This window comes from Marinobacter sp. L-80 (assembly GCF_056859395.1).
The window spans coordinates 84,137-109,783 of sequence record NZ_JBSXOI010000067.1 but is presented as its reverse complement, the minus strand read 5'-3'; the positions used below and the strand labels follow the sequence as shown (position 1 = coordinate 109,783).

Genomic DNA, 25,647 nt, shown 5'->3' with positions numbered 1-25,647 from the left:
CTTCCCCCTTCATTCAAATACGATAACGCCTCGAGCGTTCTTGCCTGCCACCATATCATCGAACGCCTGTGCGGCTTCTTCTATGGGGTAGGTCCGGGTAACCAGTTCATCCAGCTTGAGTTTACGAGCCTTGTAAAGACCCAGGATCCTGGGAAAATCGTGCTGCGGCCTTGCCGAACCCAGCCAGCTGCCTTTCAAGGTTCGCTCGTCCGCCGGCAGGGTGAGGGTGGTCAGCGAAGTCTTGTCCTTCGGATCTGCCACACCCACGACCACGGCGGTACCGCCACGGCCCAGACTCTTGTAGGCCTGTTCCACCACCGGCCCGGCACCGACGCATTCGAAGGCGTAGTCAACGCCGCCGGTCATTTTCTTCACAGCCTTGGCGGCGTCCTCCACCTCGTTAATATTCACGGTGTGGGTGGCACCAAACTCTTTCGCCATCGCCAGCTTGGCGGGGTTGCTGTCCACCGCCACGATCATCTCGGCGCCGGCGGTCACACAGCCCTGGATGGCGTTGAGGCCAACGCCACCGATGCCAAACACGGCGGCTCGGGAGCCGGGCTCCAGCTTTGCCGTATTGAAGACAGCGCCGACACCGGTCATCACAGCGCAACCCACCAGGGCGGCGTTCTGCATCGGCACGGTTTCATCCACTTTTACGCAGTTGTCGACGTGCATGGTGGCGAACTCGGCCATCACGCCGCAGGCGCCGAAGACGTTCAGGGGCTCGCCGTCCGCGCCTTTGGTTCTGACCGTGCCATCCGGCAGGTTGAACATGGCCTTGCGGGCGTTCTCACAGAGCACCGGGCGGCCACGAACACACTGGCTGCATTTGCCGCACATGGATATGAAGGTACTCACCACATGGTCGCCTTCCTTGAAGGCCGTGACGCCCTCACCGACTTCGACAACCACGCCGGCGGCTTCGTGCCCCAATACAAGGGGAGGCGGGTAGGGAATCTTACCCGTGGTGGCGGACAGATCGCTGTGGCAAACGCCGCAGGCCGCGATCTTGATGGTGATTTCATCCCGCTTGGGGCCTTCTACCGTGATGGTTTCCACCTGAACAGGCTGCCCCCATTCCCGGCAGACGACGGCTTTTGCTTGTCTGTCCATGCATTTCCCCTTTTGGTCAACAAGGGGTCAAAAGAAAGCATTCTTCTGACCCCGATCTCATACCGGCCGGCTTCAAATCACCTCGAATAGGCCAGCAGCACCCTGGCCACCGCCGATGCACATGGTGATCACCACGTATTTCGCCCCACGGCGCTTGCCCTCGATCAGGGCGTGGCCTGTCTGGCGGGCACCGGTAACACCAAATGGGTGGCCGATGGAAATTGAGCCGCCGTTCACGTTCAGCTTCTCCATGGGAATGCCCAGGCGGTCACGACAGTAAATCACCTGGGACGCGAAGGCTTCGTTCAGCTCCCACAGATCAATGTCGTCCATGGTCAGACCATTGCGCTCAAGCAGGCGCGGAATCGCATACACCGGGCCGATGCCCATCTCATCCGGCTCACATCCCGCCACAGCGAAGCCACGGAAAATACCCATGGGTTCAATGTTGTGCTTCTCGGCATAAGTGCTGTTCATCACCGTGCACACGGAGGCGCCGTCCGACAGCTGGCTGGCGTTGCCCGCCGTGATGAACTGCTCCGGACCACGCACCGGCTCCAGACCCGCCAGGCCCTCAAGGGTCGTATTCGGGCGATTACACTCGTCACCTTTCAGGGTCACCTGCTTTTCACTGACCTCACCGGTTTCCTTGTCCTTGACCAGCATGGTGGCATCGAAAGGCACGATCTCATCATCAAACTTGCCCGCCTGCTGGGCCGCCGCCGTGCGCTGCTGGGAAATCAGCGAATACTCATCCTGGGCTTCACGGCTGACGTTGTAGCGCTTGGCGACAATATCCGCCGTCTCAATCATCGAAAGGTACAGCTCGGGCTTGTTCTTCATCAGCCACTCATTGGTGGCGTGGAAGCTGTTGATCTTCTCGTTCTGCACCAGGGAAATGGACTCAACGCCCCCGGCCACCATGGCGGGTACTTTTTCGGACACCACCCGCTGTGCCGCCAGGGCAATGGACTGCAACCCCGAGCTGCAGAACCGGTTGATGGAGAACCCGGCAGTGGTCACCGGAAGACCGGCGCGGATGGCCGCCAGACGGGCAATATTCCGGCCCTGGGCGCCCTCCTGGTAGGCCGCGCCCATGATCACATCCTCAACAATAGACGGATCAATACCTGCGCGCTCAACAGCATGCTTGATAACGTGACCTGCCATATCCACGCTGTGTGTGTTGTTCAAAGAGCCCCGGTAGGATTTCGCAAGGCCGGTGCGCGCGGTGGAGACGATTACTGCATCAGACATAACAATGCCCTCAATTTTTGAAACATGTAGGTCGGGTTAGCCTAAACACTCAGCTAAGCCGGTCGTGGGGCGGGGTGTCTTTTCCGCCGGGAAAAGATGTCTGAGCAAAGCGAGTTGCTTTTCCCAAAGGAAAAGACACCCCGCCCTGCGACCCGCCCGCCAAGTTACAGGTCAGCGAACTTACGGCCTTCAGCAACCAGCTTCTCGAGCAGAGCCGCCGGCTCCCACTGCTCGCCACCAACGGTATCCTGGTACTTCTTAACCGCTGAAAGAATCGTATCCAGACCTTCCTGATCGGCCCAGAACATGGGGCCACCGCGATAGGCCGGGAAGCCATAGCCGTAGATCCAGACAATGTCGATATCCAGAGGACGATCGGCGATGCCTTCCTCCAGGATCTTCGCGCCCTCATTGATCATCACATACACGCAGCGCTCGAGGATTTCCTGATCGGTGATCTCCCGGGGCGTAATCCCCTGTTCCTTGCGGAACTGCTCGATCAGCTGCTCCACTTCCGGGTCGGGAATCGGCTTGCGGCTGCCTTCCTCATACTTGTATACACCTGCCTGGGTCTTCTGACCAAGGCGGCCCTGTTCGGCAAGCTTATCCATCCAGCTGGCGGGAATGTCTTCGCCAGCCTTGCGGCGCTCTTCGCGAATCCGGTAACCCACATCAATCCCGGCAAGATCGGACATCGCGAACTGGCCCATGGGGAAACCGAGATCGGTCAGCACCTTGTCGACCTGCTGCGGGGTGGCGCCCTCGTCCACCAGGGACATGGCCTCGGTGCCGCGCTTGTGGAGCATCCGGTTGCCGACAAAGCCGTAGCAGTTACCCACCATGACGCCCACTTTCTTGATCTTCTTGGCAACCGCCATCACCGTGGCTTTGACCTCGTCGGAGGTCTTGCTGCCACGCACGTTCTCCAGAAGCTTCATCACATTGGCCGGGCTGAAGAAGTGCATGCCCACCACGTCTTCCGGTCGCTTGGTGGCAGACGCAATCTCGTCGATATCCAGGGTTGAGGTATTGGACGCCAGAATCGCACCCGGCTTGCAGACCTCATCGAGCTTGGCAAAGATTTCTTTCTTGATGGCCATGTTCTCGAACACCGCCTCGATGACCAGATCAACGTCCCGGAAATCGTCGTAGGTCAGGCTCGGGGTGATCAGCGCCATCCGATGTTCCACCTGCTCCTGGGTCAATTTGCCCTTCTTCGCGGAGTTCTCATAGTTGCGACGAATGATAGCCAGGCCCTTGTCGAGGGCCTCCTGTTTGACCTCGACGATGGTGACCGGAATACCCACGTTGACGAAGTTCATGGCAATACCGCCACCCATGGTGCCGGCACCAATTATGCCAACGCTCTTCACGTCACGAACCGGCGTATCCTTCGGCAGTCCCTTGACCTTGGAGACTTCACGCTCCCCAAAGAACGAATGGATCAGACCGGCGCGCTGGGGCGACTCCATGCATTCCATGAACAGTTCCCGCTCGCGCTTCATGCCTTCGTCGAAAGGCAGATTGAACGCCGCTTCCACAGCGTCGACACACTTGAACGGGGAGAAAAGACCCCGGGCCCGCTTCTTCAGCTCGTCACGGAACTGGTCGAAGACATCGCTGCCCTTGTCAGCCTCGATCTTGTCGGTGATATCGCGAACACGACGCACCGGCTTGCCTTCATCGACTACTTTCTGCGCGTAGGCCATGCCGATAGCGCGGATATTGTCGCCTTCTTCCACGGCATCGAGAATGCCCAGGGCCAGAGCATCCTTGGCACCGACAAATTCACCGGTGGTGATCATTTCCAGTGCTTTCTGAGCACCGGTCAGGCGCGGAAGCCGCTGGGTACCGCCGGCGCCGGGCAGCAGGCCCAGCTTCACTTCCGGCAGACCCACCTTGGCACTGCTCACCGCAACCCGGTAGTGACAGCTCAGAGCGGTTTCCAGACCACCACCCAGAGCCGTTCCGTGGATCGCGGCAACCAGCGGTTTGTCGCTGTTTTCAAAGGTGTTGACCAGTGTCGGCAAGGTGGGCTCCTGCATGGGCTTGCCGAATTCACGAATGTCGGCGCCGGCAATGAACGTGCGCCCTTCGCAAACCAGCAGAAGCGCCTTGGCCTCGGCATCTTTCTGGCCCTGCTCCAGGGCTGCGAGCAGACCAGAACGAACAGCCTGGCCGAGGGCGTTTACCGGCGGGTAATTCACGGTAATAACGCCGATGTTGCCTTCCCGGTTATAGCTAACGACCTCAGACATGATTTCTCCTCGCATTCTTTCTGAAATATGGTTTTAACTAGCGAAACATGCGTACGATTTAATACAAGTTCTTTGGTGGTTTCAACCACCCATTAAACTACAGGCACAAAAAAACCGCAGGGGTTCTTCTGCGGTTTCTTGGTTTGGAGTTTGTCGGGAGGTGGCGAGTAGGCCCTACAGAAACACGCTGTGAATACATCCTTGTACGCTCGGCTCCGCCATCCATGGCTCCGCACGGTTTCTGTAGGGCCTACTCGCTACCTCCCTTCGTTACTTCACGGCTGTTATCAAACACCCAAAGATTCTATATCGCCTGCCAGCATGGCCAGCTGGTGGGCAATGGAACCCCGAAGCTTTTCCGCCGGCACCAGATAGGACGGCGCAGCGCAGGTCAGGGCCATGATGGTGCCATCCTGCAAGTGAATGGGCACGCCAGCAGAGTTGATGTTCCGGTCCCATTCGCCAATGGACAGGCAAAAGCCGTGCTCCTTGTAGTCCTTCATGGCCTGGTCGAGGCCCTGCTTCTTCTCTGGCCAGGCATCACCATATTTCGCGGCCATGGCGTCGTCGATCACCAGGCGGGCCTTGTCGCTGACGGCGCAGTAGTAGGCGCGGCCGGCGGAGGTACTGGCCATCGGCAGTTTCAGGCCGATATCCATGCGCAACAGGGAGGCTTCCGGTGGCAGACGGTTTTCCACGTAGATCATGTGCAACCGGTCCCGGCAGGTGAGGCCAACGGACATGTTGGTCTGGCGGGCGAACTCGTCCATGTAGGGCTTGGCCAGCTGACGCACCTTGAGATTGGACACGTAGGCATAGCCAAGCGCCAGCACCCCGGAGCTCAGCTGGTATTTCTCCAGTTGGGTGTTGTAGCTGAGGTATCCCAGCTTGGTGAGGGTATAGGTCATCCGCGACACGGTCGGCTTGGGCAATCCGGTGATACGGGCAATGTCCTGGTTTCCCAGGATGACAGGACCCTGGCTGAAGGCCCGGAGCACGTCCAGGCCGCGGGACAGGGCCTCGACAAACTTGCGGTCTTTTTCCGGCTTCACGGGCTCACCGTCAGTGGATGCCACTTTCAGTTCGGGTGAGATCTGCTTCTTTCCTGCCATAATGGGACGTCCTCCAACCGCGTCGCCCGCTCCGGTAACCGGTGTATTAATATGGTGAATAACAAAGGATTCATGATTTTAATCGCTGCAGAAATCAAGTACCAGAAAGTCTTTTCAAAATCCGCACCAAATATGAAACACTTATCAATTATGTTTCAAAATCAGAATCGCATGGCGGTATCGAATACCGACTTTCAACGTTTTCGCGGATACCTTATTCTGCATTGCAAAACAAATTAGCAGCCAATGAACCCCGTGGCGACCCCCGGAGGCAAAATGAAAATTCTATTTGTGGCAGGCGACCCCAAACCAGAACGCTGGACGGTACCGATCCTGGAGCAATTACCGGACGCCGAGGTTTATGTCTGGAACCCAAACGGCCCAGCCATCGATGCGGATTACGCCATTGTCTGGCAACCGCCCGAGGCGCTGTTCGAACGGGAAAAGCATCTCAAGGCGGTATTCAATCTCGGGGCGGGCATTGATGGCCTGCTCAAAGTGCCCAACCTGCCGGCCGACCTTCCGGTGGTGCGCCTGGAGGATGCCGGCATGTCGGCGCAGATGGCAGAGTACGTGCTGCACCAGTTGCTGGAGGCAAGCCGCGAGATGGAAACCTATCGGGAGCAGCAACGCCAGGGTATCTGGAAGATCCATCGCCCGATCAAACGCAGCGAATGGCCGGTGGGTGTCATGGGACTTGGCCACATTGGTAAGCGTGTGGCCCGCACTCTGTCCAATCTGGATTATCGGGTGAGCGGCTGGGCCCGCGGGGACCATAGCCTGGAAGGAGTCAATACCTACGCCGGTCCGGATCAGCTCGGCGACTTTCTGAAAACCACCCGGGTTCTGGTCAACACCCTGCCGCTGACTGATGAGACCCGGAACATCATCGACTATGAATTACTTAGCCAGCTCCAGCCGGGCGCCGTACTGATCAACGTTGGCCGGGGTGAACACCTGGTTGAGGAAGATCTGCTTCGGACGCTGGACGAGGGCAAACTGTTGCGCGCCTCGCTCGACGTGTTCCGGAAGGAACCGTTACCGGAGGAGCACCCATTCTGGCAACGAAAAGAAATCACCATCACCCCACATATCTCGGCCCGGACCCTGAGGGACGCCACCATTGAGCAGATCACCCGCAAGATTCGGGATCACGCCGAGGGCCGCGCCATTTCCGGCATTGTAGATACTGACCGGGGTTACTGAGCTCTGGCACCAGAACACAACGGCACCGGCCACGCCCGCTCGTCAGGCAAGGCCGGGTGCCAGCCATGCCACCAGCGCTGTCAGCACCAGCAGCACCGGGAGCGCAATCAGCACGAACAGTCCGTTCCAGCGGAACGCCACCACCCATCGTGAGATCTGCCCGAAGCGGGCCAGCAACATCACCGAGGGGCCAAAAGGCGACAGCATCATGGCGAGGGAGAAGCCGATAACCAGTGCCACGGCGACCGGCAAAAGCTCCATCCCTTCGGCCACCAACTGGGGCAGCAAACCAGCCTGAACACTCAGGACCGTGATGGGAATGATCCCGATCATGGAGAACATGGGCATCATCAGCATACCAACAACGGCGACCAGGAACACGCCGCCACCAGTGGCGACAAGGCCGGCAAGCGCATCCGCTGGAATGACAGCAGACAGGGCCACTCCCAGGATGGCAGAGGCGGCAAAAATGGCCATTTCGTTCTGCATGGCCCATACCTGGCCCACACCCTCCTTCAAAACCGGCATGAGCGCCCGCTCCTGCCAGAGCATGTAAAGCAGCGTAACGGTGGGCACCGACAACATAGCCGCCACCGACACCTTGAAACCGGTCGTCGCCACCAGGCCCGCCATCACCGTGAATACCACCAGGATCAGCGCAAGCAGGCGCCCGGTGCCCGGCAACCAGCCTTCAACGGCGATGCGCTCACTGCTGACCTTGCGGAAGCGCCGCTGTTCCAGCACCCAGCCAATCAGCACCATCAGAAGCGCCGCAACCAGACCGAATGGCAGCAGCTGTGACCAGCTGAGTTGCGGCAGTTCGCGGGTAAGAATCGCCACCGCCACACTGGTGGGCGCCACCAGCGGCACCAGGGCAAAGCCCCTGAGGGCACTGATCAGAACGCTCCGTAACCACTGCAGGCGCGACTCGCCGCTGATACCGCGCTCACGCAGTGTTTCAGAGAGGCTTCCGCACAACAGGTTCATCATGCCAAAGCTCAGAACCGTGGCTACGCCACAACTGACCAGGGCGTACTTGGGATAAAGCAGTATGGGCTTTCCACCCAGCAGCACATCGTGAATCCGGCGCAGTACCTCGAACCGGCGCACAAGGCACTGCATCAAGCCCAGGCTACCCAGAAACGCGGAATAGAAGGCCGCGTCAGACGCCGCTTTCAGCAGTTGCCCGGCGTCGAGAGATCCGCGCCAGGCGAAGCCGCCAAGCACCAGCAGGGCGATTACCAGCAGTATCCGGGCGTACCCCTGCAGGCGACCGGCCCCAGCCAAAAAGGCAGATACAAACATACCCCCCGCTACAGCACTGAGCTCGCGGCTCTCCAGGCAAATGGCCACCAGCTCGACAACCACCGCCATGGACACCAACCACTGGAGCATGCCACTCAACACGGGGGCACCTGGTCAGGCTTGAACACCGCTTGCATTTCCATAACACCCGGATTAGTCTTTCGTAAGCAAATTACAAAACTGTGTTTCGCTTAATGAAACACCGTTGACACAAAGATAGCACAGATTGGCCCCTCGCCCCTAGCGCTGGGCTTTAACTATTCGCTTTCAGGAGAGTAAACAATGGCTTCCGCACCCTGGAATGACCTGCTGGGTTTCGACGCCCAACTGGACGAAACCGAGCGCCAGGTCCAAGACAGCATCCGCAGCTTCTGTGACGAGCAACTGATGCCCGGAATCACCGAGGCCAATCGACATGAAAAGTTCGATCGCTCTATCTTCAACCAGATGGGCGAACTCGGCATGCTGGGCGCGACCCTGCCGGAAGAATACGGTGGGCCGGGGCTAAACCATGTCTGCTACGGCCTGATTGCCCGGGAAGTGGAAAGGGTTGACTCGGCCTACCGCTCCGCCCTGAGCGTTCAGTCTTCTCTGGTGATGTACCCGATCTATTCCTACGGCAAGGAAGCGATGAAAAAACGCATCCTGCCCAAACTGGCCTCCGGCGAATACGTCGGCTGCTTTGGCCTGACTGAACCTGATCACGGTTCCGATCCAGGCGGCATGGAAACCCGGGCCAAGAAAGTGGACGGAGGCTACCTGCTGAGTGGCTCCAAAACCTGGATCACCAACTCCCCGATTGCCGATGTTTGCGTAGTCTGGGCCAAACTGGACGGCAAGGTGAACGGTTTTGTGATCGAGCGCGAAGGCGCCAAAGGCCTTGACACCCCAAAGATTGAGGGCAAATTTTCCCTGCGCGCATCGGAAACCGGCTCCATCTTTATGGACGAGGTGTTCGTTCCGGAAGAGAACCACCTTGAGGTGGAGGGACTGAAAGGACCGTTCAGCTGCCTTAACAAGGCCCGTTTTGGCATCAGCTGGGGCTCGCTGGGCGCCGCTGAGTTCTGCTGGCACGCGGCCCGCAACTACACGCTGGAGCGCAAGCAGTTTGGCAAGCCCCTGGCCGCCAACCAACTGATCCAGAAAAAACTGGTGGATATGCAGACCGAGATCACCATCGGCCTTCAGTCGGTTCTGCAACTGGGCCGCATGATGGATGCCGGCACGGCAACGCCGGATGCAATTTCGCTGCTCAAGCGCAACAACTGCGGCAAAGCCCTGGACATCGCCCGGGTTGCCAGGGACATGCACGGCGGCAACGGCATTTCCGACGAGTACCACGTGATCCGCCACGTGATGAACCTCGAAGCCGTAAATACCTATGAAGGTACGCACGATGTCCACGCCCTGATTCTGGGGCGGGGCCAGACCGGTATTCCGGCTTTCAGTTGATCTCGCCCGGTTAACCCCCAAACGAAAACGGCCCCTCAAAATGAGGGGCCGTTCTGCATCACGCTCTGGCGAACCTAATCGATCTCGACCAGAACTTCTCCGGGCACCACACGATCACCCTTGGCAATAAACACGCCGGAAACCTTTCCGGCCGTGGTCGCCTTTACTTCGGTTTCCATCTTCATGGCCTCGATGATCAGCACCGGATCGCCGGCCTGAACCTCGTCACCTTCCTTCACCAGCACATCCACGATGTTGCCGGGCATGCTTGTGGTTACATGACCTTCCTTGGTGGCGGTGGCCCGGCCACCACTGGACCGCGCACCCTCGCCGTCTTCGCCCAGCGAAGCCAGGTGGATTTCCTCCGGCACCCCATCGACGGTCATGTAGAAACGACGCTCATTCTCACCGGAGGGGTTGGCGCCGGTGACGTGGATATCGTAGCTCTCACCATGAACCGTGATCTTGAATTTGCTGGAGACCGAGCCGCCAGAAGAACCGGTGGGAATCGGCTCCAGGGGCTCCGGCTGCAGCGTGCCGTCACGCCGCTGCTCAAGATACGCCTTGGCCTGATCCGGGAACATGGCGTACGTGAGCACGTCCTCTTCGCTGGTGGCCAGATCGCCCACCTGTTTGCGCAGCTCGTCCAGCTCCCGGGGGATCAGGTTAGCCGGGCGCTCTTCAATAAGATCTTCCTTGCCGACGGCGCGCTGCTGGAGTGCCGTGTCGACCGCGGCAGGCGCCTTGCCGTACCAGCCCTGGAGGTACTTCTTCACCTCGTTCGTGATGGACTCGTAGCGCTTGCCGGCAAGCACGTTGATCACCGCCTGGGTACCCACAATCTGGGAGGTGGGTGTTACCAGCGGCGGGTAACCAAGATCCTTTCGAACCCGCGGAATTTCCTCGAATACGTCCTGGATGCGATCCAGCGCGCCCTGCTCCTTCAACTGGTTGGCGAGATTGGACATCATGCCACCGGGCACCTGGGACAGGAGCACCGAGGTATCAACACCGTTATAGGCACTCTCGAACTGGTGATACTTCTTGCGCACTTCCCGGAAATGGCGCGTGGCCTTGTCCAGCAGCTCCAGGTTCAGCCCGGTCTCCAGACCGGCATCGTGCAGCGCCGCCACCAGTGATTCCGTGGGCGGATGACTGGTGCCGCCGGCAAAGGCCGACAGCGCGGTATCAATATGGTCAACGCCTGCTTCCATGGCCGCCCACTGACACATGGGCGCCATGCCCGAGGTGGCGTGGGAGTGCAGGAAAACGGGCAGATTGAGGGTCTGCTTCAGCTTACCGACCAGCTCAGCGGTTACCGCCGGCGTCAGCAGCCCTGCCATGTCCTTGATCGCGATGCTGTCCGCGCCCATGTCAGCCATGGCCCTGGCCTGCTCCAGATAGGCATCAGTGCCATGTACCGGACTCACGGTGTAGCAGATGGTGCCCTGTGCATGCTTGCCAGCCTTCTTGACCGCCTTGATGCTGGTTTCGAGATTGCGCACATCGTTCAGGGCATCAAAAATGCGGAACACATCCATGCCATTTTCGGCAGCCTTGGCCACGAATGCCTCAACCACGTCATCGCCATAATGGCGATAGCCCAGCAGGTTCTGGCCGCGCAGCAACATCTGCAGGCGGGTATTGGGCAGGGCCTTTCTCAGGGTCCGCAGGCGCTCCCAGGGATCTTCCTTCAGGAAACGCACACAGGCGTCAAACGTGGCACCCCCCCAGCACTCCAGGGACCAGTAGCCGGCCTGGTCCAGCCACTCGCAGGCCGGAAGCATGTCTTCCGTGCGCATCCGGGTGGCGATCAGAGATTGGTGGGCGTCCCTGAGAATAACGTCGGTAATATGAATCTTGCGCTTGGTCATTGGGATCTCTCCGATGTTCTTTTACAGGCCCGCCTGCGCCGCAATGGCTGCGCCAATGGCTGTGGCGATGGATTCCGGGCGGGTTTTGCTGCTGTACTCAAGCAATTGGGGGTTACGTTCCACAAAGCCGGTATTGAAGTCAGCGGCCTGGAAATCCGGGTGCTCGAGAATCTGCTTGTAATAGGGGATGGTGGTCTGGACGCCGTAAATGCCCATATCGCCGAGAGCACGGCGGGAGCGGGCAATCAGCTCGTCCCAGTCCATGGCCCAGACAATCAGCTTGGCGCACATGGAGTCGTAATACGGGGGAATCTCGTAACCGGTATACATATTGGCATCGGTGCGCACGCCCGGACCGCCGGCGGAATAGTAGCGGCTGATGCGGCCGAAACTTGGCAGAAAGCCGTTCTTCGGATCTTCGGCGTTGATGCGGAACTGGGCAGCAAAGCCCCGGTAGGAAATGTCTTCCTGCTTGAGGCCCAGTGGTTCGCCGGCAGCGATCCGTATCTGCGCCTTGATGATATCCACCCCGGTGATTTCCTCGGTGATTGTGTGCTCAACCTGAACCCGGGTATTCATTTCCATGAAGTAAAAGCTGCCATCGTGGTCCAGCAGGAACTCGACGGTGCCGGCATTTACGTAACCACACTGCTTCGCCACCCGTTTGGCCAGATCGCCGATGTATTCGCGCTGACTTTCCTCAAGCTGCGGCGACGGCGCCAGCTCAATCAGCTTCTGGTTGCGGCGCTGGATCGAGCAATCCCGCTCGTAGAGGTGGACAACATTGCCATGGGTATCGGCAAGAATCTGGACCTCGATGTGACGGGGCTCGATGATGCACTTCTCAAGGAATACCTCGGCGCTGCCAAAGGCTTTGGTGGCCTCGGAGATTACCCGCTCGAAGTTCTGGCGAAGCTCTTTTTCATTATCGCACCGGCGAATGCCTCGCCCACCCCCACCGGAGGTGGCCTTCAGCATCACCGGATAGCCGATATCGGCGGCCTGGGCGACGGCATCCTCGACATCGGCCAGGTTGCCTTCAGAACCCGGCGTTACCGGGACACCCGCGGCAAGGGCCGTCTGGCGGGCCTGGGTTTTGTCGCCCATGGATGAAATAGCATTCGCCGACGGTCCCACGAACGTAATACCTCGCTGCTCACAAATCGCAGCCAGTTCCGCATTCTCCGACAGGAAACCATAGCCGGGATGCAGTGCATCACAGCCGGTTTCCACCGCCATATTCACAATATGGTGGGGGTTCAGGTATCCCGACAGGGGGTCCTTGCTGATCTGATAAGCTTCGTCGGCTTTTTTGACGTGCAGGGAGTACTCGTCAGCCTCCGAATGAATAGCGACCGAGCGGATGCCCAGTTCGCTGCAGGCCCGGGCAATCCTGACCGCAATCTCTCCGCGATTGGCGATCAGCAGCTTCCGAATAGCCATGGAAAATCCTCCAGGTGATGGAAGTCGTTTAAATCGAAAGGTTGGTTCGAAGGGCAGACACGCCCTTCAGTCGGCAAAAGCTCAGATGCCAGGTGGCGCCTGCGGCAGGACCGGAAAGCTGGCGCAATGCACCACACCCGAATAGCCCCTGATGCCCGGAAGGATACCGGCCGGGTGAAGACTGAAATCCCGCATGCGGTTGCCATGGGAAAGCCCTCCCTCCTGACCACCGTCGCTTGTCACATCCGACAATAACGGGCAGAAAGCCGCATCACAGGACAGGGGTACTGGCGCAGAGTCCGAAGAATGGGTAGGCAATGAAACCAGGCCCAATGCCAGAATGATTAAGAGGCTTAACACCTGCGTCCGGCATTTTTGATGGGCGTCCTGCATGGGCGTCCTTTGATGTGACTAAAGTCGTAGAGAGTGTCACGTGATTACGGCATCGGTTCAATACGGTTTTCTGGGCAATAAACATCGTTTTTTTCGATGCTTTCCCGGTTCCACGGGAATCATCGGCGCCCCGGGGAGCGCCGATGACAACTGCCAGACTAGAAACCGCCTTTCACCACGTGAACGATCTCATAGAACTTGGTTGCCCGATGCTCCAGATCGATCGCCAGGTCCAGCCGCTGCAGAAGCTCTTCGGCACAGACCAGTCCCCGGAGATAGGAACGGGAAGGCTGATGTCGGTCGTCATCCAGCACAAGCAGATACCCTTCATGAACCTCACGGAATGTGCTGACCAGGTCGCCCACCGTTGCCGCCCGCAAATCCTGATAATGGATAGCCGGCAGCTCACTTATCGGGCGCATGATATCGCGGACCCGAACGTCCTTGAGGGGCACACCCTGTCGATGGGCGACACTCATGGCCTTCTCGCCGTTCACATCTTCGATGGCCAGAATGCCCAGACAATCCCCAGCCTGGTTTTCCACCACCTTGAAAGACGTATCGGCCAGTCTCATCCACAACCTCGCCTCCGAAACGGACATATCGGAACTCAAAACGGACAGTCGCTGCTCGGAGAAGTCTGTTAGCAGGTGGACTGCCGAATCCTCGCTTCCTATATGAGACAGGGGTTTGGCGGTGGGTAACGCGCCGGTGCGTCCCAGATCCTGTACTGGCAATGCGTTGAATACACTGTTCATGGTAAACCTCGTGAATCTGAATTCAGGTTGGAGTTCCCTGTGTACACAGGGACAAATCCGTAATGGTCAGAGTTAAACGAGGCTGGGCGGGCCCTGAGGCAGCACCGGGTAGCTAAGCAGCCGGAGCGGTGGCTGAATGAAATCGAGGCTGGCCGAGAAGACAGCCCGGAATCCTCCTCCGGGGAACAGAAGAGGTGAGGTGATCGAGACGGATGCATCCGGCGACGAGGGATCGCCTGTCCCGTCAACTGATATCAGCGTGGGCGTTAAGTGATCGTCTAGCTGTGGATCCAGTGCCGGGTGAGACGAACCGTTGAGAAAAACCACAAACAGACCCGCAACCAACACAGCCAGGAGGCTGAGCTTCAGAGTGCTTCTGTTGATGGAGCAACTCGACATAGTGAGGCTCTGCTATCGTTATTTGAACGGCTCGTCCCTTTCAAACATATAGCCTTTTGAGGGCAATGCAAGCTCCCGACAAGGTTAAAACTGCGCAATGTGCACCGGCGATGGGGGCAGGCTGCCCTGCCGAATGGCCCGATGCCGAGCCAAACCGGATGGATTGACTTTTTCCGGGGCCAGGTGTTTAAGCACTAAAATTTAATCAATTTCGCCTAGCGGTACAGGCTTTTACATTATTGTTGACAGAAGCCATCACAATCTTCGATCATTGGTACATTCTGCTATGCGGTACGTATTTTCGCTTTTCAGCAAACGAGGTTGCCCATGAACTTGAACTACACTGCTGAGGAACTCGCCTTCCGTGATGAAGTCCGGGCCTTTCTGGATGAGAAACTACCCGCGGATATTGCCGCCAAGGTAAAGGGGTTCCGCCGCCTATCCAAACAGGATCATCAACGCTGGCAAAAGATTCTCAGCGAAAAGGGCTGGTACGCCACCCACTGGCCAGAAGTTTATGGCGGCGTTAACTGGGGTCCTGTCCAGAAACACATTTGGGATGAAGAGTCTGCCCGTTACGGAGCACCGCGCTCGGTGCCCTTCGGTGTCAACATGGTGGCGCCGGTGATTATCAAATTCGGCACCGAAGAGCAGAAACAGCGCTACCTGCCGCGAATCCTTAGCGGTGAGGACTGGTGGTGCCAGGGCTATTCAGAGCCAGGGGCCGGCTCCGACCTGGCGTCCCTGAAAACCCGCGCCGTTCGCGAGGGTGATCATTACATAGTCAATGGTCAGAAAACCTGGACCACCCTGGGCCAACACGCCAACATGATTTTCTGCCTGGTGCGCACCAACACAGAAGTGAAGGCCCAGGAAGGCATTTCATTCCTGCTGATCGACATGAACACTCCGGGCATTACCGTACGTCCGATCATCACCCTGGACGGTGAGCACGAAGTAAACGAGGTGTTTTTCGAAGACGTTAAAGTCCCCGTGGAAAATCTGGTAGGCGAGGAAGACAAGGGTTGGACCTATGCCAAGTACCTGCTGACCTATGAACGCACCGGCCTCGCCGGCATCGGCATTTCCAAGGCGGCACTCCAGCACCTCAAGGAGCTGGCCAGCCGCCGCCTCAAGAATGGTCGACCGCTGATCGAAGATGCCTCGTTCAGCCAGCGTATCGCCCAGGTCGAGATTGACCTGATGGCCGCCACCATCAGCAACCTGCGCATTATTGCCTCAGTGGAAGGCGGCGGCGTACCGGGCGCAGAAAGCTCGATGCTGAAAGTCCGCGGCACCGAAATCCGCCAGGCGATCAATGACCTGGCGCGTCGGGCCATTGGACCGTACGCCATTCCATTTGTGGAAGAGGAACTGGACCTGGATTACGACGGCGATTTCCTCTCCGACGAAAACGCCGCACCACTGTCTGCCCAATACTTCAACAACCGCAAGCTGTCGATTTTCGGCGGGTCCAACGAGATCCAGAAGAACATCGTGTCGAAAATGATTCTCGGGCTTTAAGGAGGCGACCATGGATTTCCGACTCAACGAAGAACAGCAGATGCTGCAGGACACCGTGGCCCGCCTGGTGCGCGGTGAATACAGTTTTGAAAAGCGGCTCGAATACAGCGAATCGGAGCTCGGCTTCAGCGCCGACTTCTGGAAACAGCTGGGTGAACTGGGCCTCACTGCAGTGCCCTTCCCCGAGGAACTCGGTGGTTTTGGCGGCAGTGGCGTGGAAGTGCAGAGCGTGATGACCGAACTGGGTCGCGGCCTGTGCATTGAGCCCTACTTGCAGTCTGTCGTCTTGAGCGGCGGGCTGATCAGCCAAGCCGGCAACGCCGTACAGCATGAGCAGTGGCTCGGCGGTATCGCCAGCGGCGAGATGCGCGCGGCTGCAGGACTTCAGGAGCCCCAGAGTTTTTACAACCTGAACGATGTCGAAACCCGGGCTGAGAAATCCGGTGACGGCTACGTGCTGAACGGTCGCAAGGCCGTAGTCATTGGTGGGCACTGCGCCGACGTGCTGGTGGTCTCGGCCCGCACTTCGGGTGAAAGCAACGATTCTGACGGCATCAGTCTGTTCCTGGTCGCACCGGAGACCGAGGGCGTCGAACGCCGCACTTACCCGACTATTGATGGCTCCAAGGGCTGCGACCTGTTCCTGAACAACGTCAGGCTGGGCCCGGACGCCTTGCTCGGACAGGAAGGCAAGGCTGCTGATGTCATCGAGTATCAGGCAGGACGTGCCATTGCCGCTCTGTGTGGTGAAGCCGTCGGTGCCATGGAGATCGCTTGCGAGCTGACACTGGAGTACCTGAAACAGCGTAAGCAGTTTGGCGTGCCCATCGGCAAGTTCCAGGTGCTGCAGCACCGAATGGTGGACATGATGTCGGAGCTGGAACAGGCCCGTTCCATGGCAATACTGGCCGCCAGCGTGGCGGACGAGCCCCAGAGTGACGAGCGCCGCCGGATCCTGGCCGCCGCCAAGAATGTGATTGGCCGCAGTGGCCAGTTCATTTCCGAGCAGGGCATCCAGTCCCACGGCGGTATCGGTATGACCTGGGAGTACAACTTTGCCCACTACGCCAAGCGGCTGGTGATGATCAACCATCAACTGGGCGACGACGACTTCCATCTGGAGCGCTTTGCGGCCCTGCTGAAGTAAGGGTCCGCAAAAAATGAAGTTTTGGGCCCGAAGAGATCAATAATGACAACAAATGAACCGTCAACGGAACAGGATCTCAGGAAAGCCGAGGGGCAGGTCCGCACCGAGTTGGCCGCCGCCTATCGGCTGGTGGCCCTGTTCGGCTGGGATGATCTGGTGTTCACCCATCTATCGGCCCGGGTACCCGGGCCGGATCACCACTTCCTGATAAACCCTTACGGGCTGCTGTTTCACGAGATTACCGCCTCGTCGCTGGTCAAGGTCGACCAGGAAGGCAAAGTGGTGGAAGCTGCCGGCCTGGGACGCGTCAATCCCGCCGGTTTCACCATTCACAGCGCGGTGCATATGGGCCGGGACGATGCCGGCGCAGTGATGCATCTGCACGCGCCCGATGGCGTGGCGGTCTCGGCCCACCGGGACGGCCTGCTGCCCCTGAGCCAGACCGCGATGCTGTGTCTCGACCACCTCTGCTATCACGAGTACGAAGGCGTGGCACTCAATCTGGAGGAACGCGATCGGCTGATCCGGGACCTGGGGAACCGGTCCATGATGATACTGCGCAACCACGGCGTGCTGACCGCAGGCAAGGATGTACCGGAAACCTTCACCTACCTGTATTTCCTCATGAAAGCCTGCGAGATCCAGGTCAAGGCCCAGAGCTGTGGCCCCACCCACCTACCCTCGGAACAGGCCATTCGCACCACCGCCGAGCAGTCGCAACAATTGGGCATGGCAGCGAAACTGACCTGGCCGGCACTGATTCGACTTCTGGACAGCAAGAATCCGGGTTATGCGGTCTGACGCCCAGCGGGGACTGCGACTATGCTGACAGTGCAACTGGACGATCTGGCCCATCACAAGAACTCGGTGATTGGCCACAGTCCCTGGAAAACCATCAGCCAGGAAATGATACAGGCCTTCGCCGATGCCACTGGCGATCATCAATGGATACATCTTGATGTGGAGAGAGCCAGGCGAGAGTCTCCCTGGAAGAGCACCGTGGCGCACGGATTTCTTACAGCATCACTGATTCCCCTGTTGAATCAACAGGTCATCAATGTGCAAGGCAAGAGCGCCAGTATCAATTACGGGCTTAACAAGCTGCGCTTCCCGGCAGCGGTAAAGGCCGGCGCGCAGATCCGAAGCAAAATGGAGCTGCTGGACGTGACCAGGGTAGATGAGCAGCGGACGCTGGCCACCTATCGCACCACCCTGGAAATCCGAGGCGGGGAAAAGCCCGCCTGTGTCGCCGAACATCTCGCCATGTATGTGCGGAGCTGAGTCGCTCAGGACTTCGCTTCCCACTCCTCTTCCTGCAGCGCCCGCCACATCAGCTTGCCGGTTGGCGACTTTGGCAACTGGTCGACAAAATCGATCAGGGTAGGAATCTTGTAGGCAGCCATCTGCTCCTTGCACCAGGCGATGATGTCCTCTTCGCTCGTTTTTCCCTCCGCCTCCGGAGTCAGCACGATGCAGGCCTTCACGGTCTCACCGCGCTTCGGATCCGGCGAGGAAATAATGCAGACCTCATGAATCCCGGGATGGCGGTACATCAGGCCCTCCACCTCGGACGGCCAGACCTTGTAACCGGATGCGTTGATCATCCGCTTGACCCGGTCGACCATGAAGAAATAGCCCTCCTCATCGTAGTAACCCAGATCGCCGGTGCGGAAAAACTGCTTGCCATCGATCTCCACAAACGCAGCTTCGGTTTCCGCGGGCCGGTTCCAGTACCCGATGGTAACCTGCGGCCCGCTGGAGACAATCTCACCGGTCTCGCCAGGGCCTTTTTCCTGAAGGGTGTCGACATCAACGATCCGGCTGTCGACATCAAACACCGGGATCCCGAGGCACTGGGGCTTCGGACGGCTCGAGGGGTTGATGTGAGTGGCTGCCATGGTTTCTGAAAGGCCATACCCCTCAATATAATCAAGACCGGTCATGGCCTTGAGCTTGGCGGCCACGGCCTCTGGCATCGCAGCCCCGCCCCCGCCGATGGTGGTGAGACTCGACAGGTCGTACCGGCCAATGTCGGGGTTGGAGAGGAAGTCCACCGCCATGGTGACAATGTTGGTCCAGCCGGTGACTTTATACCTTTCGATCAGCCGCGCCGCGGTGGTCCGCTCCCAGCGAGTCATGATCACTGTAGTGGAGCCGCTGTAGATGGGGCTGTTCATGGAACCGGTCATGCCGGTGACGTGGAAGAATGGCAAGGTGGCCAGCTGCACCGTACTGGCGGTGCTCAGGTTCCAGAAGGCCCGGTGCACGGCGGTAGCCATCACGCTGCGATGAGTGTGCATGCAGCCCTTCGGCGCGCCGGTGGTGCCGGAACTGTAGGGAATCACGGAGAGATCGGCCGGGCCTGCGGTGTGCGCCGAGGGCGCATGGCCTTCCGCCAGCGCCTGCTCCCAGCTGACCATGCCGGCCAGGTCCTCTGACCAGGCTGGAGCGGCGACTTCCGCTGGCAAGGCCAGATCGGTGTCCGGGGCGATATAGCTGCTGTAGGAAGCTACCACGATGTGGTTGAGATCGGTGGTCTCCAGCAACGGGGCAATAAAGCCGGCCAGTTCCTGACCTGCGAGGCAGACATTGGCACCGGTATCAGCAACAAAGTGCTCCAGTTCCGCCGCTCGGTTCATCGGGTTGATAGGGATTACCACGGCATCCGCCCGCAGAATGGCGTAATAGGCAATGACGTATTGCGGGGAGTTCTGCATGTACAGCAACACCCGATCACCTTTAGCGACGCCCTGAGCCTGCAGGTAGCCGGCCATGGCCTCCACTTCCCGGAACAGCTGGCTGTAGGTCATGGGTGCATCGTAGAAAACGATGGCGTTACGGTCCGGATAGCGCCGCGCCGAAATCTCAAGGTTGGTAAACACGCTGGTTCGTGGCAAGGCCAGGCTTTTGGGCAGTTCCCTGGGCCACACGGCGTGATGGCGGGTAAATGGCATTGTTGTGATCCCCTTTTTCGGTTCAGTGGGCCGCTGATGCGGCCAAATCAAAAACGTCAGCGCCGCCGGGCAGGCGGTCCTGGTGGCGTAATGGCGTAATGGCGATGGCTTTGTCCCGCAGCACGCTGGCGTCTTCATCGGGCGCCACAATGTGACGCGAACTGCGATCAAATCCCAGCCACCAGTACGGCAGACTGCGGGCATCCTGACCCGCCTGCAGGCGGGCGCGCTGTATGGAGCCGTTGGACTCCCGGCACCACCGGGCCCGGCTGATGGCGGCCGCCTCGCAGGCGGGAAAGTTGACGTTCCAGGCCCGATTCAGACCTGGCTGCCACAGCTGCCTGATGATGGCCTCGCCATGAATGGAAACCGGCGACCAGTCCACGCCTTCGCGACTCAGAAACGCCTGGCTCAGTGCCATGGCAGGTATGCCCATATGTTCGGCACTCAGCACCGCGCCGACGGTTCCGGAATACTGCACGGAATCGCTGATATTGGCCCCGCAGTTCACCCCGGAAAGCACCAGATCCGGCGGGGTTTCCCCGAACCACCGGGCCAGCGAATAGAGCACACAGTCCGCCGGCGTACCGGAGACTGCATAGCGCCTGTCACCCTGCTCATACACCCGCAAAGGATCATGAATGGAGATGCTCTGGCCGGCGCCGCTACGATCATGCTCCGGCGCCACCACCCAGACCTCCTCGGCCAGGTTGCGGGCGATCTGCTCGAGCACTTTCAGGCCTGGCGCGTTGATGCCGTCATCATTGGTGATTAGGATGCGTTTGACCATGGGATCGTTCATGACGATGGTCCCTCACTGGCAATCCGCCAGCCGACATCGGCCAGAAGGCTGGCCCGCCGGCCAACCTCCAGGGCATCGGCATTGGCGGCATTGCCATCCAGAGCCCGCTTGTAGACACCCTGAAGAATAGACGCCAGCCGGAACAGGGAAAACGCCAGGAACACGTGCCAGTCGGCGATGCCGTCCCGGCCGGTCTGCCGACAGTATCGGGCAATGGTTTCCTGTTCGTCCGGAATACCCAGCGCCTCCAGGTCTTCTCCCTGCAGTCCTCGCATGCCCTGCAGGTCCGACGGCAGGTAGTACGGCAGACAGTAATACGCCAGGTCCGCCAGCGGGTGACCGAGGGTGGACAGCTCCCAGTCGAGGATGGCAATAACCTCGGGCCGCTGCGGCGCCAGCATCAGATTGCCAAAGCGGTAATCGCCATGGGCGATGGCGCATTCGTCGGTCGAGGGCAGGTTCTCCGGAAGCCAGGCCATAAGCTTGTCCATTGCCGGAAGCTCGTCGGTTTTGGAAGCCAGGTACTGTTTGCTCCATCGAGCCACCTGCCGGGCCACATAACCTTCCGGCCTGCCAAAGTCACCAAGACCGACCGCCTTCACATCCACCGAGTGAAGGCGCGCCAGGGTGTCGATGGCCGAGTGATGGGCCGGCAGCCGTTCCTGGCGATCCAGCGCCCGCAGCGCCGAGTGGCTGACAATACGGCCCTCAAGATAGTCCATGACGTAGAACGGGGTGCCGATGACATTGCTGTCTTCGCACAGAGCCCGGGTGTTTGGCACCGGGACACTGGTGTGCTCGGACAGGGCACGCATGACTTTGTACTCTCGTTCTACCATGTGGGCGGAGGGCAGGGTTTTGCCAGGCGGCTTTTTGCGCAGCACGTATTGGCTGCTGTCGGTGTCCAGCAGAAACGTGGGGTTGGACTGGCCACCCTGGAATTGCCGGACATCCAGCCTTGTGCCGAAGCCCGGTATGGTCTGCTGCAGCCAGGTCAGGAGGCTGGCTTCATCGAATTTGTGGGCCGGGAGGACGTCTACCAGCTCTGGGGTGATGCTCATTTTTGTTTTGCCTTCAGTTTTGGGGCGTCGGCCCCTAGCAAATCGTTTCGCCGCCGTCGGCTACGATGACCTGGCCGGTGATGTAGGCGCTGGCCCTGGTGGAAAGAAACACCGCCAGGCCGGCGATGTCGACCGGGTCGCCAATTCTGCGCAGCGGCGTTTTGTCTTCGGCGCGTTTGACCCGTACCGGGTCTTCCCACAGCGCCCGGGCGAAGTCGGTTTTGATCAGGCCGGGGGCGATGCTGTTAATCCGGATACCTTTCGGGCCCCACTCCACTGCCAGGTTCCGCGCCAGGGCAGCTTCTGCGGCCTTGGAAACGCCGTAGGTTCCGATGGTGGTGTTGCCCCGCATACCGGCGATGCTGGACAGCAGCACCACAGCACCTTCGCCTTTTTCCGCCATCTGCGGCAGCACCATGTTCGTCAGCCAGAAGGTGCCCTTGACGTTGGTGTCCATGATCTTGTCCCAGGCGTCGTCGGTCATTTCAGCGGTGGTGCCGTACACCGGGTTGGTGGCGGCGTTGCATACCAGCACATCGATAGTGCCCCAGGCCTCGTTGGTTTTATCCACCAGGTTCTGCAGCTGGTCTTTTTTACCAACATGGCAGGGAATGGCGATGGCCTCGTAGCCCTGGGCTTTCAGTTCACTGGCCACCTGCTCACAGGCCTCGGCCTTTCGGCTGGAGATCACGACTTTGGCACCCAGGCGGGCCATTTCTTCGGCGATGGCGCGGCCGATGCCTTTGGTGGAGCCGGTAATCAGCGCGACCTTGCCGGTCATGTCAAACAGTGGATTATTCATTCTTCGATCCTCATGCACTGAAGCACGGGAGTGGGCGGGGTGATGTCCTTCAGGGACTGTGCAAAACAGGGATGTTTTGCTCAAGCCTACATGAACGTATTCACGGCGTGTCCCGGAAGGACATCAGCCCAACCGCTCTCCCCCTGATTCAGAGGTTATCGTTTTAGCGGTATTGGCGAAGCTCAATCTTGGCCACAGAATCCAGATGAACCTCATCGGGCCCGTCTGCCAACCGCAGAGTCCGTACCTTGGCCCAGGCTTCGGCCAGGAAGGTGTCCTGGGAAACACCGGCTCCGCCGTGCACCTGAATTGCCCGGTCCAGCACCTTCAGCGCCATGCTCGGTGCAATCACCTTGATCATCGCGATTTCCTGACGGGCCACCTTGTTGCCGACGGTGTCCATCATATGCGCCGCCTTCAGGGTCATCAGCCTTGCCTGCTCGATCTCGATGCGACTGCGTGCAATGTCCTTGCGGATGGAATCAAAACTGGACAGCGGCTTGCCGAAGGCCTCCCGGGCATTGGCACGCTTGCACATCAGCTCCAGAGCCCGCTCGGCGACGCCGATGGTGCGCATGCAGTGATGGATACGGCCAGGCCCGAGGCGGCCCTGGGCAATCTCGAACCCCCGGCCCTCGCCCAGCAGGATATTGCTCACCGGCACCCGCACGTTTTCGTAGTGAATCTCCGCATGGCCATGGGGCGCATGGTCATAGCCGAACACCGTCAGGGGGCGAATCATTTTCACGCCTGGCGCATCCAGCGGCACCAGAATCATCGACTGTTGCTTGTGCTTCTCGGCCTGAGGGTCGGTCTTGCCCATCACGATGGCGATCTTCGAAGTGGTGGTCATGGCACCGGAGGACCACCACTTTTTGCCGTTGATTACGTACTCGTCACCCTCGCGGCGGATTTCACAGGCGATGTTGGTGGCATCTGACGACGCCACATCCGGCTCGGTCATTGAGAAACAGGAACGGATCTCGCCATCCAGCAGAGGCTTCAGCCATTGCTCCTGCTGCTCTTTATTGCCATAGCGGGCGATGGTTTCCATGTTGCCTGTATCAGGAGCGGAACAGTTGAACACCTCAGGAGCCATGGCCGAGCGACCCATCACTTCACACAGGTGGGCGTATTCGTAGTTGGTCAGCCCGGCGCCGAATTCGCTTTCCGGCAGGAACAGGTTCCACAGGCCGGCGGATTTGGCCTTCTGTTTCAGTTCCTCAATAATCGGAACCGGCGCCCAGCGGTCTTCTGCCTGCTCGATCTGCTCATGATGCTTGTGCTCGTTCGGGTAGATATAGGCATCCATGAACTCATTCAGCTGATTCTGCAGCTGTTTCGCTTTGTCAGACAGTTCAAACATGTCCGCTTCCTCTTGGTGTTGTTGGCATTAAGTCGGTAACCGTTCCGTCAGATCGGAACGCCCTCTGGTTTGTCGCTGCCGGACCGGATCCGGAATGTACCTTCGGCGATGGCCAGCAGGTTGCCCTTGTCGTCATGAACCTCACCCGTACTGTTGAAAATCCGGGTGCCCCCGGCGCGCTTACGTCCGGTGATCCTGATCGTTCCGCCGGAGCACTGCCCGGTGAAGGTGGTGGTCAGGGACAGGGTGATGGCCTTACGCATCCGCCCCGGGTAGGGGCAATAGGTGCCTGCCTGGGCCAGCACAATATCCAGCAACGAGGTAAGCACACCCCCGTGGATCACCCCTCCCAGGTTCAGGTGCCGTGGCTGCAGTTCCAGCTCAAGCACCGCCTCGTCTTCCTCCCAGGAGACCTGACGATAACCCAGCAGGCTGTGAAAACCGGGCAGGTCCTTACCGTCGGTAAACAGGGGCTCTTGATCATTCATTACACTTTCATTCCTGGCAGGTTAAGGGATGCGGTATTGCCGCCGTCCACGGGCAAGGACTGGCCGGTGATGTAGCTGGCATCGTCGCTGGCCAGAAACAGGATTGCCGCGGCGATTTCTTCCGGATTGCCATACCGGCGCAGCTCACAGCGGGCGCCGAGCTTATGGGCCTTTTCATTGGCCCGGGCGTAGTCGAACACCGCCCGGGTCATGCCGGTTTCCACCAGACCGGGGCACACTGCATTTACCCGTACGTTGTCGCCGCCCAGGTCACAGGCGGCGGTCATAGTCAGATTGATGACGCCGGCTTTGGAGGCACTGTAGGCGTTGCCGCCCGCGCCGGACCGGATACCTGCCACCGACGCAGTGTTGACGATAGCGCCGAGCTTGCGGGCCTGCATATGGGGCGCCACGTGCTTGATCAGAAGCATGGTGCCTGTCAGGTTCACCGATAGCACCTGGTCCCACTCGGCACGGTCGTTGTCGGTCACCGGCGGGTGGCCCTGACCGGTACTGGCAATGCCGGCGATATTGCACAGCACGTCGATCTGACCGAAGCTGGCGATAGCCTCGTTGACCAACGCATCCACCTGGGCTTCGTTGGCCACATCCACCAGCCGTCGAAGGCGCCGGGCTCGCTCTGGCAACTGGTTTTCAGTTTCCACCAGACCGGCCTCAGAGGTATCCGCCAGGATCACTGACGCACCCTCCCGAGCGAGTCGCAGAGCCGTCGCCCGACCAATGCCGCTGCCGGCACCGGTGACAATGGCTACCCGTTGATCAAACCGTCCCATATGCCGATGCTCCCCGGTCTGTCTCATTGTTGTTGGTTGATGGTGCTGGGGTCTTTCCATCCAGTTAATTTGTCACGCCTGTTGGTTTTGAGTCAATATAATCGGAAGTTAATTTCACTAGATAAAACACAATAAC

Annotated in this window: 22 protein-coding genes; 6 read left to right on the top strand and 16 right to left on the bottom strand. The window is 59.2% G+C overall.

Annotated elements, in window-relative coordinates:
* Positions 1-9: 9 nt before the first annotated feature.
* The 4 genes from AC13E3_RS11405 to AC13E3_RS11390 form a co-directional block, all read right to left on the bottom strand.
* The gene (locus AC13E3_RS11405) at positions 10-1,116 is read right to left on the bottom strand and encodes a zinc-binding dehydrogenase (protein ID WP_405417923.1); all 1,107 of its coding nucleotides are present in this window, start codon (positions 1,114-1,116) and stop codon (positions 10-12) included.
* 72 nt (positions 1,117-1,188) lie between these two features.
* Positions 1,189-2,373 carry an acetyl-CoA C-acyltransferase gene (locus tag AC13E3_RS11400; protein ID WP_273084630.1) on the bottom strand — a complete coding sequence of 395 codons (1,185 nt, stop codon included), beginning with the start codon at positions 2,371-2,373 and terminating at the stop codon, positions 1,189-1,191.
* Positions 2,374-2,537: 164 nt separating this feature from the next.
* The gene (locus AC13E3_RS11395) at positions 2,538-4,631 is read right to left on the bottom strand and encodes a 3-hydroxyacyl-CoA dehydrogenase NAD-binding domain-containing protein (protein WP_405417921.1); all 2,094 of its coding nucleotides are present in this window, start codon (positions 4,629-4,631) and stop codon (positions 2,538-2,540) included.
* Between the two features lie 287 nt (positions 4,632-4,918).
* On the bottom strand, positions 4,919-5,743 hold the full coding sequence (locus AC13E3_RS11390; RefSeq protein WP_088826290.1) for an IclR family transcriptional regulator: 825 nt from the start codon (positions 5,741-5,743) through the stop codon (positions 4,919-4,921).
* A gap of 276 nt (positions 5,744-6,019) precedes the next feature.
* Between AC13E3_RS11390 and AC13E3_RS11385 the strand changes: the two genes are divergently transcribed.
* Positions 6,020-6,949, top strand: coding sequence for a 2-hydroxyacid dehydrogenase (locus tag AC13E3_RS11385; protein WP_053113652.1), 930 nt, complete (start codon positions 6,020-6,022; stop codon positions 6,947-6,949).
* 42 nt (positions 6,950-6,991) lie between these two features.
* Here AC13E3_RS11385 and AC13E3_RS11380 read toward each other — a convergent pair whose 3' ends face one another.
* Positions 6,992-8,353 (bottom strand): hypothetical protein, encoded by a 1,362-nt coding sequence (locus AC13E3_RS11380; protein WP_053115515.1) that lies wholly within the window; start codon positions 8,351-8,353, stop codon positions 6,992-6,994.
* 183 nt (positions 8,354-8,536) lie between these two features.
* On the opposite strand from AC13E3_RS11380, the gene AC13E3_RS11375 reads away from it, so the two are divergent.
* The gene (locus tag AC13E3_RS11375) at positions 8,537-9,706 is read left to right on the top strand and encodes an acyl-CoA dehydrogenase (protein ID WP_273069118.1); all 1,170 of its coding nucleotides are present in this window, start codon (positions 8,537-8,539) and stop codon (positions 9,704-9,706) included.
* 74 nt (positions 9,707-9,780) lie between these two features.
* Here the strand turns inward: AC13E3_RS11375 and oadA are convergent, their stop codons facing one another.
* The 4 genes from oadA to AC13E3_RS11355 all read right to left on the bottom strand — a co-directional run bounded on the left by oadA (position 9,781) and on the right by AC13E3_RS11355 (position 14,174).
* Complete coding sequence (oadA, locus tag AC13E3_RS11370) at positions 9,781-11,580, bottom strand: sodium-extruding oxaloacetate decarboxylase subunit alpha (protein WP_092031332.1); 1,800 nt, start codon at positions 11,578-11,580, stop codon at positions 9,781-9,783.
* Positions 11,581-11,601: 21 nt separating this feature from the next.
* Entirely contained in the window at positions 11,602-13,023 is a 1,422-nt protein-coding gene (locus AC13E3_RS11365; RefSeq protein WP_273069119.1) for an acetyl-CoA carboxylase biotin carboxylase subunit, read from the bottom strand.
* An 81-nt stretch (positions 13,024-13,104) separates the two neighbouring features.
* Positions 13,105-13,383 carry a hypothetical protein gene (locus tag AC13E3_RS11360; RefSeq protein WP_273069120.1) on the bottom strand — a complete coding sequence of 93 codons (279 nt, stop codon included), beginning with the start codon at positions 13,381-13,383 and terminating at the stop codon, positions 13,105-13,107.
* A 191-nt stretch (positions 13,384-13,574) separates the two neighbouring features.
* Positions 13,575-14,174, bottom strand: coding sequence for a CBS domain-containing protein (locus AC13E3_RS11355; RefSeq protein WP_014579051.1), 600 nt, complete (start codon positions 14,172-14,174; stop codon positions 13,575-13,577).
* 726 nt (positions 14,175-14,900) lie between these two features.
* Here AC13E3_RS11355 and AC13E3_RS11350 point away from each other — a divergent pair.
* From AC13E3_RS11350 to AC13E3_RS11335, 4 genes are read left to right on the top strand one after another with little or no spacing between them, the layout of a single operon-like run.
* Entirely contained in the window at positions 14,901-16,097 is a 1,197-nt protein-coding gene (locus AC13E3_RS11350) for an acyl-CoA dehydrogenase family protein (RefSeq protein WP_088826298.1), read from the top strand.
* Between the two features lie 10 nt (positions 16,098-16,107).
* Entirely contained in the window at positions 16,108-17,244 is a 1,137-nt protein-coding gene (locus AC13E3_RS11345) for an acyl-CoA dehydrogenase family protein (RefSeq protein WP_092031340.1), read from the top strand.
* A gap of 42 nt (positions 17,245-17,286) precedes the next feature.
* The gene (locus tag AC13E3_RS11340; protein ID WP_175497373.1) at positions 17,287-18,045 is read left to right on the top strand and encodes a class II aldolase/adducin family protein; all 759 of its coding nucleotides are present in this window, start codon (positions 17,287-17,289) and stop codon (positions 18,043-18,045) included.
* A 21-nt stretch (positions 18,046-18,066) separates the two neighbouring features.
* A complete protein-coding gene (locus AC13E3_RS11335; RefSeq protein ID WP_092031342.1) occupies positions 18,067-18,525 on the top strand; it encodes a MaoC family dehydratase in 459 nt (152 codons plus the stop codon).
* Positions 18,526-18,530: 5 nt separating this feature from the next.
* On the opposite strand, the gene AC13E3_RS11330 is transcribed toward AC13E3_RS11335, so the two are convergent.
* From AC13E3_RS11330 to AC13E3_RS11300, 7 genes are all read right to left on the bottom strand, one after another.
* Positions 18,531-20,198 (bottom strand): long-chain fatty acid--CoA ligase, encoded by a 1,668-nt coding sequence (locus AC13E3_RS11330; protein WP_405417914.1) that lies wholly within the window; start codon positions 20,196-20,198, stop codon positions 18,531-18,533.
* A gap of 22 nt (positions 20,199-20,220) precedes the next feature.
* Positions 20,221-21,000 carry a 5'/3'-nucleotidase SurE gene (gene surE, locus AC13E3_RS11325; RefSeq protein WP_008177035.1) on the bottom strand — a complete coding sequence of 260 codons (780 nt, stop codon included), beginning with the start codon at positions 20,998-21,000 and terminating at the stop codon, positions 20,221-20,223.
* A complete protein-coding gene (locus tag AC13E3_RS11320) occupies positions 20,997-22,061 on the bottom strand; it encodes a phosphotransferase (protein WP_104270448.1) in 1,065 nt (354 codons plus the stop codon). The genes surE and AC13E3_RS11320 overlap by 4 nt, the downstream gene beginning before the upstream one ends.
* 34 nt (positions 22,062-22,095) lie before the next feature.
* Positions 22,096-22,863, bottom strand: coding sequence for an SDR family NAD(P)-dependent oxidoreductase (locus AC13E3_RS11315; RefSeq protein ID WP_008177032.1), 768 nt, complete (start codon positions 22,861-22,863; stop codon positions 22,096-22,098).
* A gap of 163 nt (positions 22,864-23,026) precedes the next feature.
* Positions 23,027-24,229: an acyl-CoA dehydrogenase family protein gene (locus AC13E3_RS11310; protein ID WP_053113634.1), complete on the bottom strand. Its 1,203-nt coding sequence runs from the start codon at positions 24,227-24,229 to the stop codon at positions 23,027-23,029.
* A 47-nt stretch (positions 24,230-24,276) separates the two neighbouring features.
* The gene (locus AC13E3_RS11305) at positions 24,277-24,717 is read right to left on the bottom strand and encodes a PaaI family thioesterase (RefSeq protein WP_053113633.1); all 441 of its coding nucleotides are present in this window, start codon (positions 24,715-24,717) and stop codon (positions 24,277-24,279) included.
* Positions 24,717-25,511: an SDR family NAD(P)-dependent oxidoreductase gene (locus AC13E3_RS11300; protein ID WP_405417910.1), complete on the bottom strand. Its 795-nt coding sequence runs from the start codon at positions 25,509-25,511 to the stop codon at positions 24,717-24,719. The genes AC13E3_RS11305 and AC13E3_RS11300 overlap by 1 nt, the downstream gene beginning before the upstream one ends.
* Between the last annotated feature and the right edge of the window lie 136 nt (positions 25,512-25,647).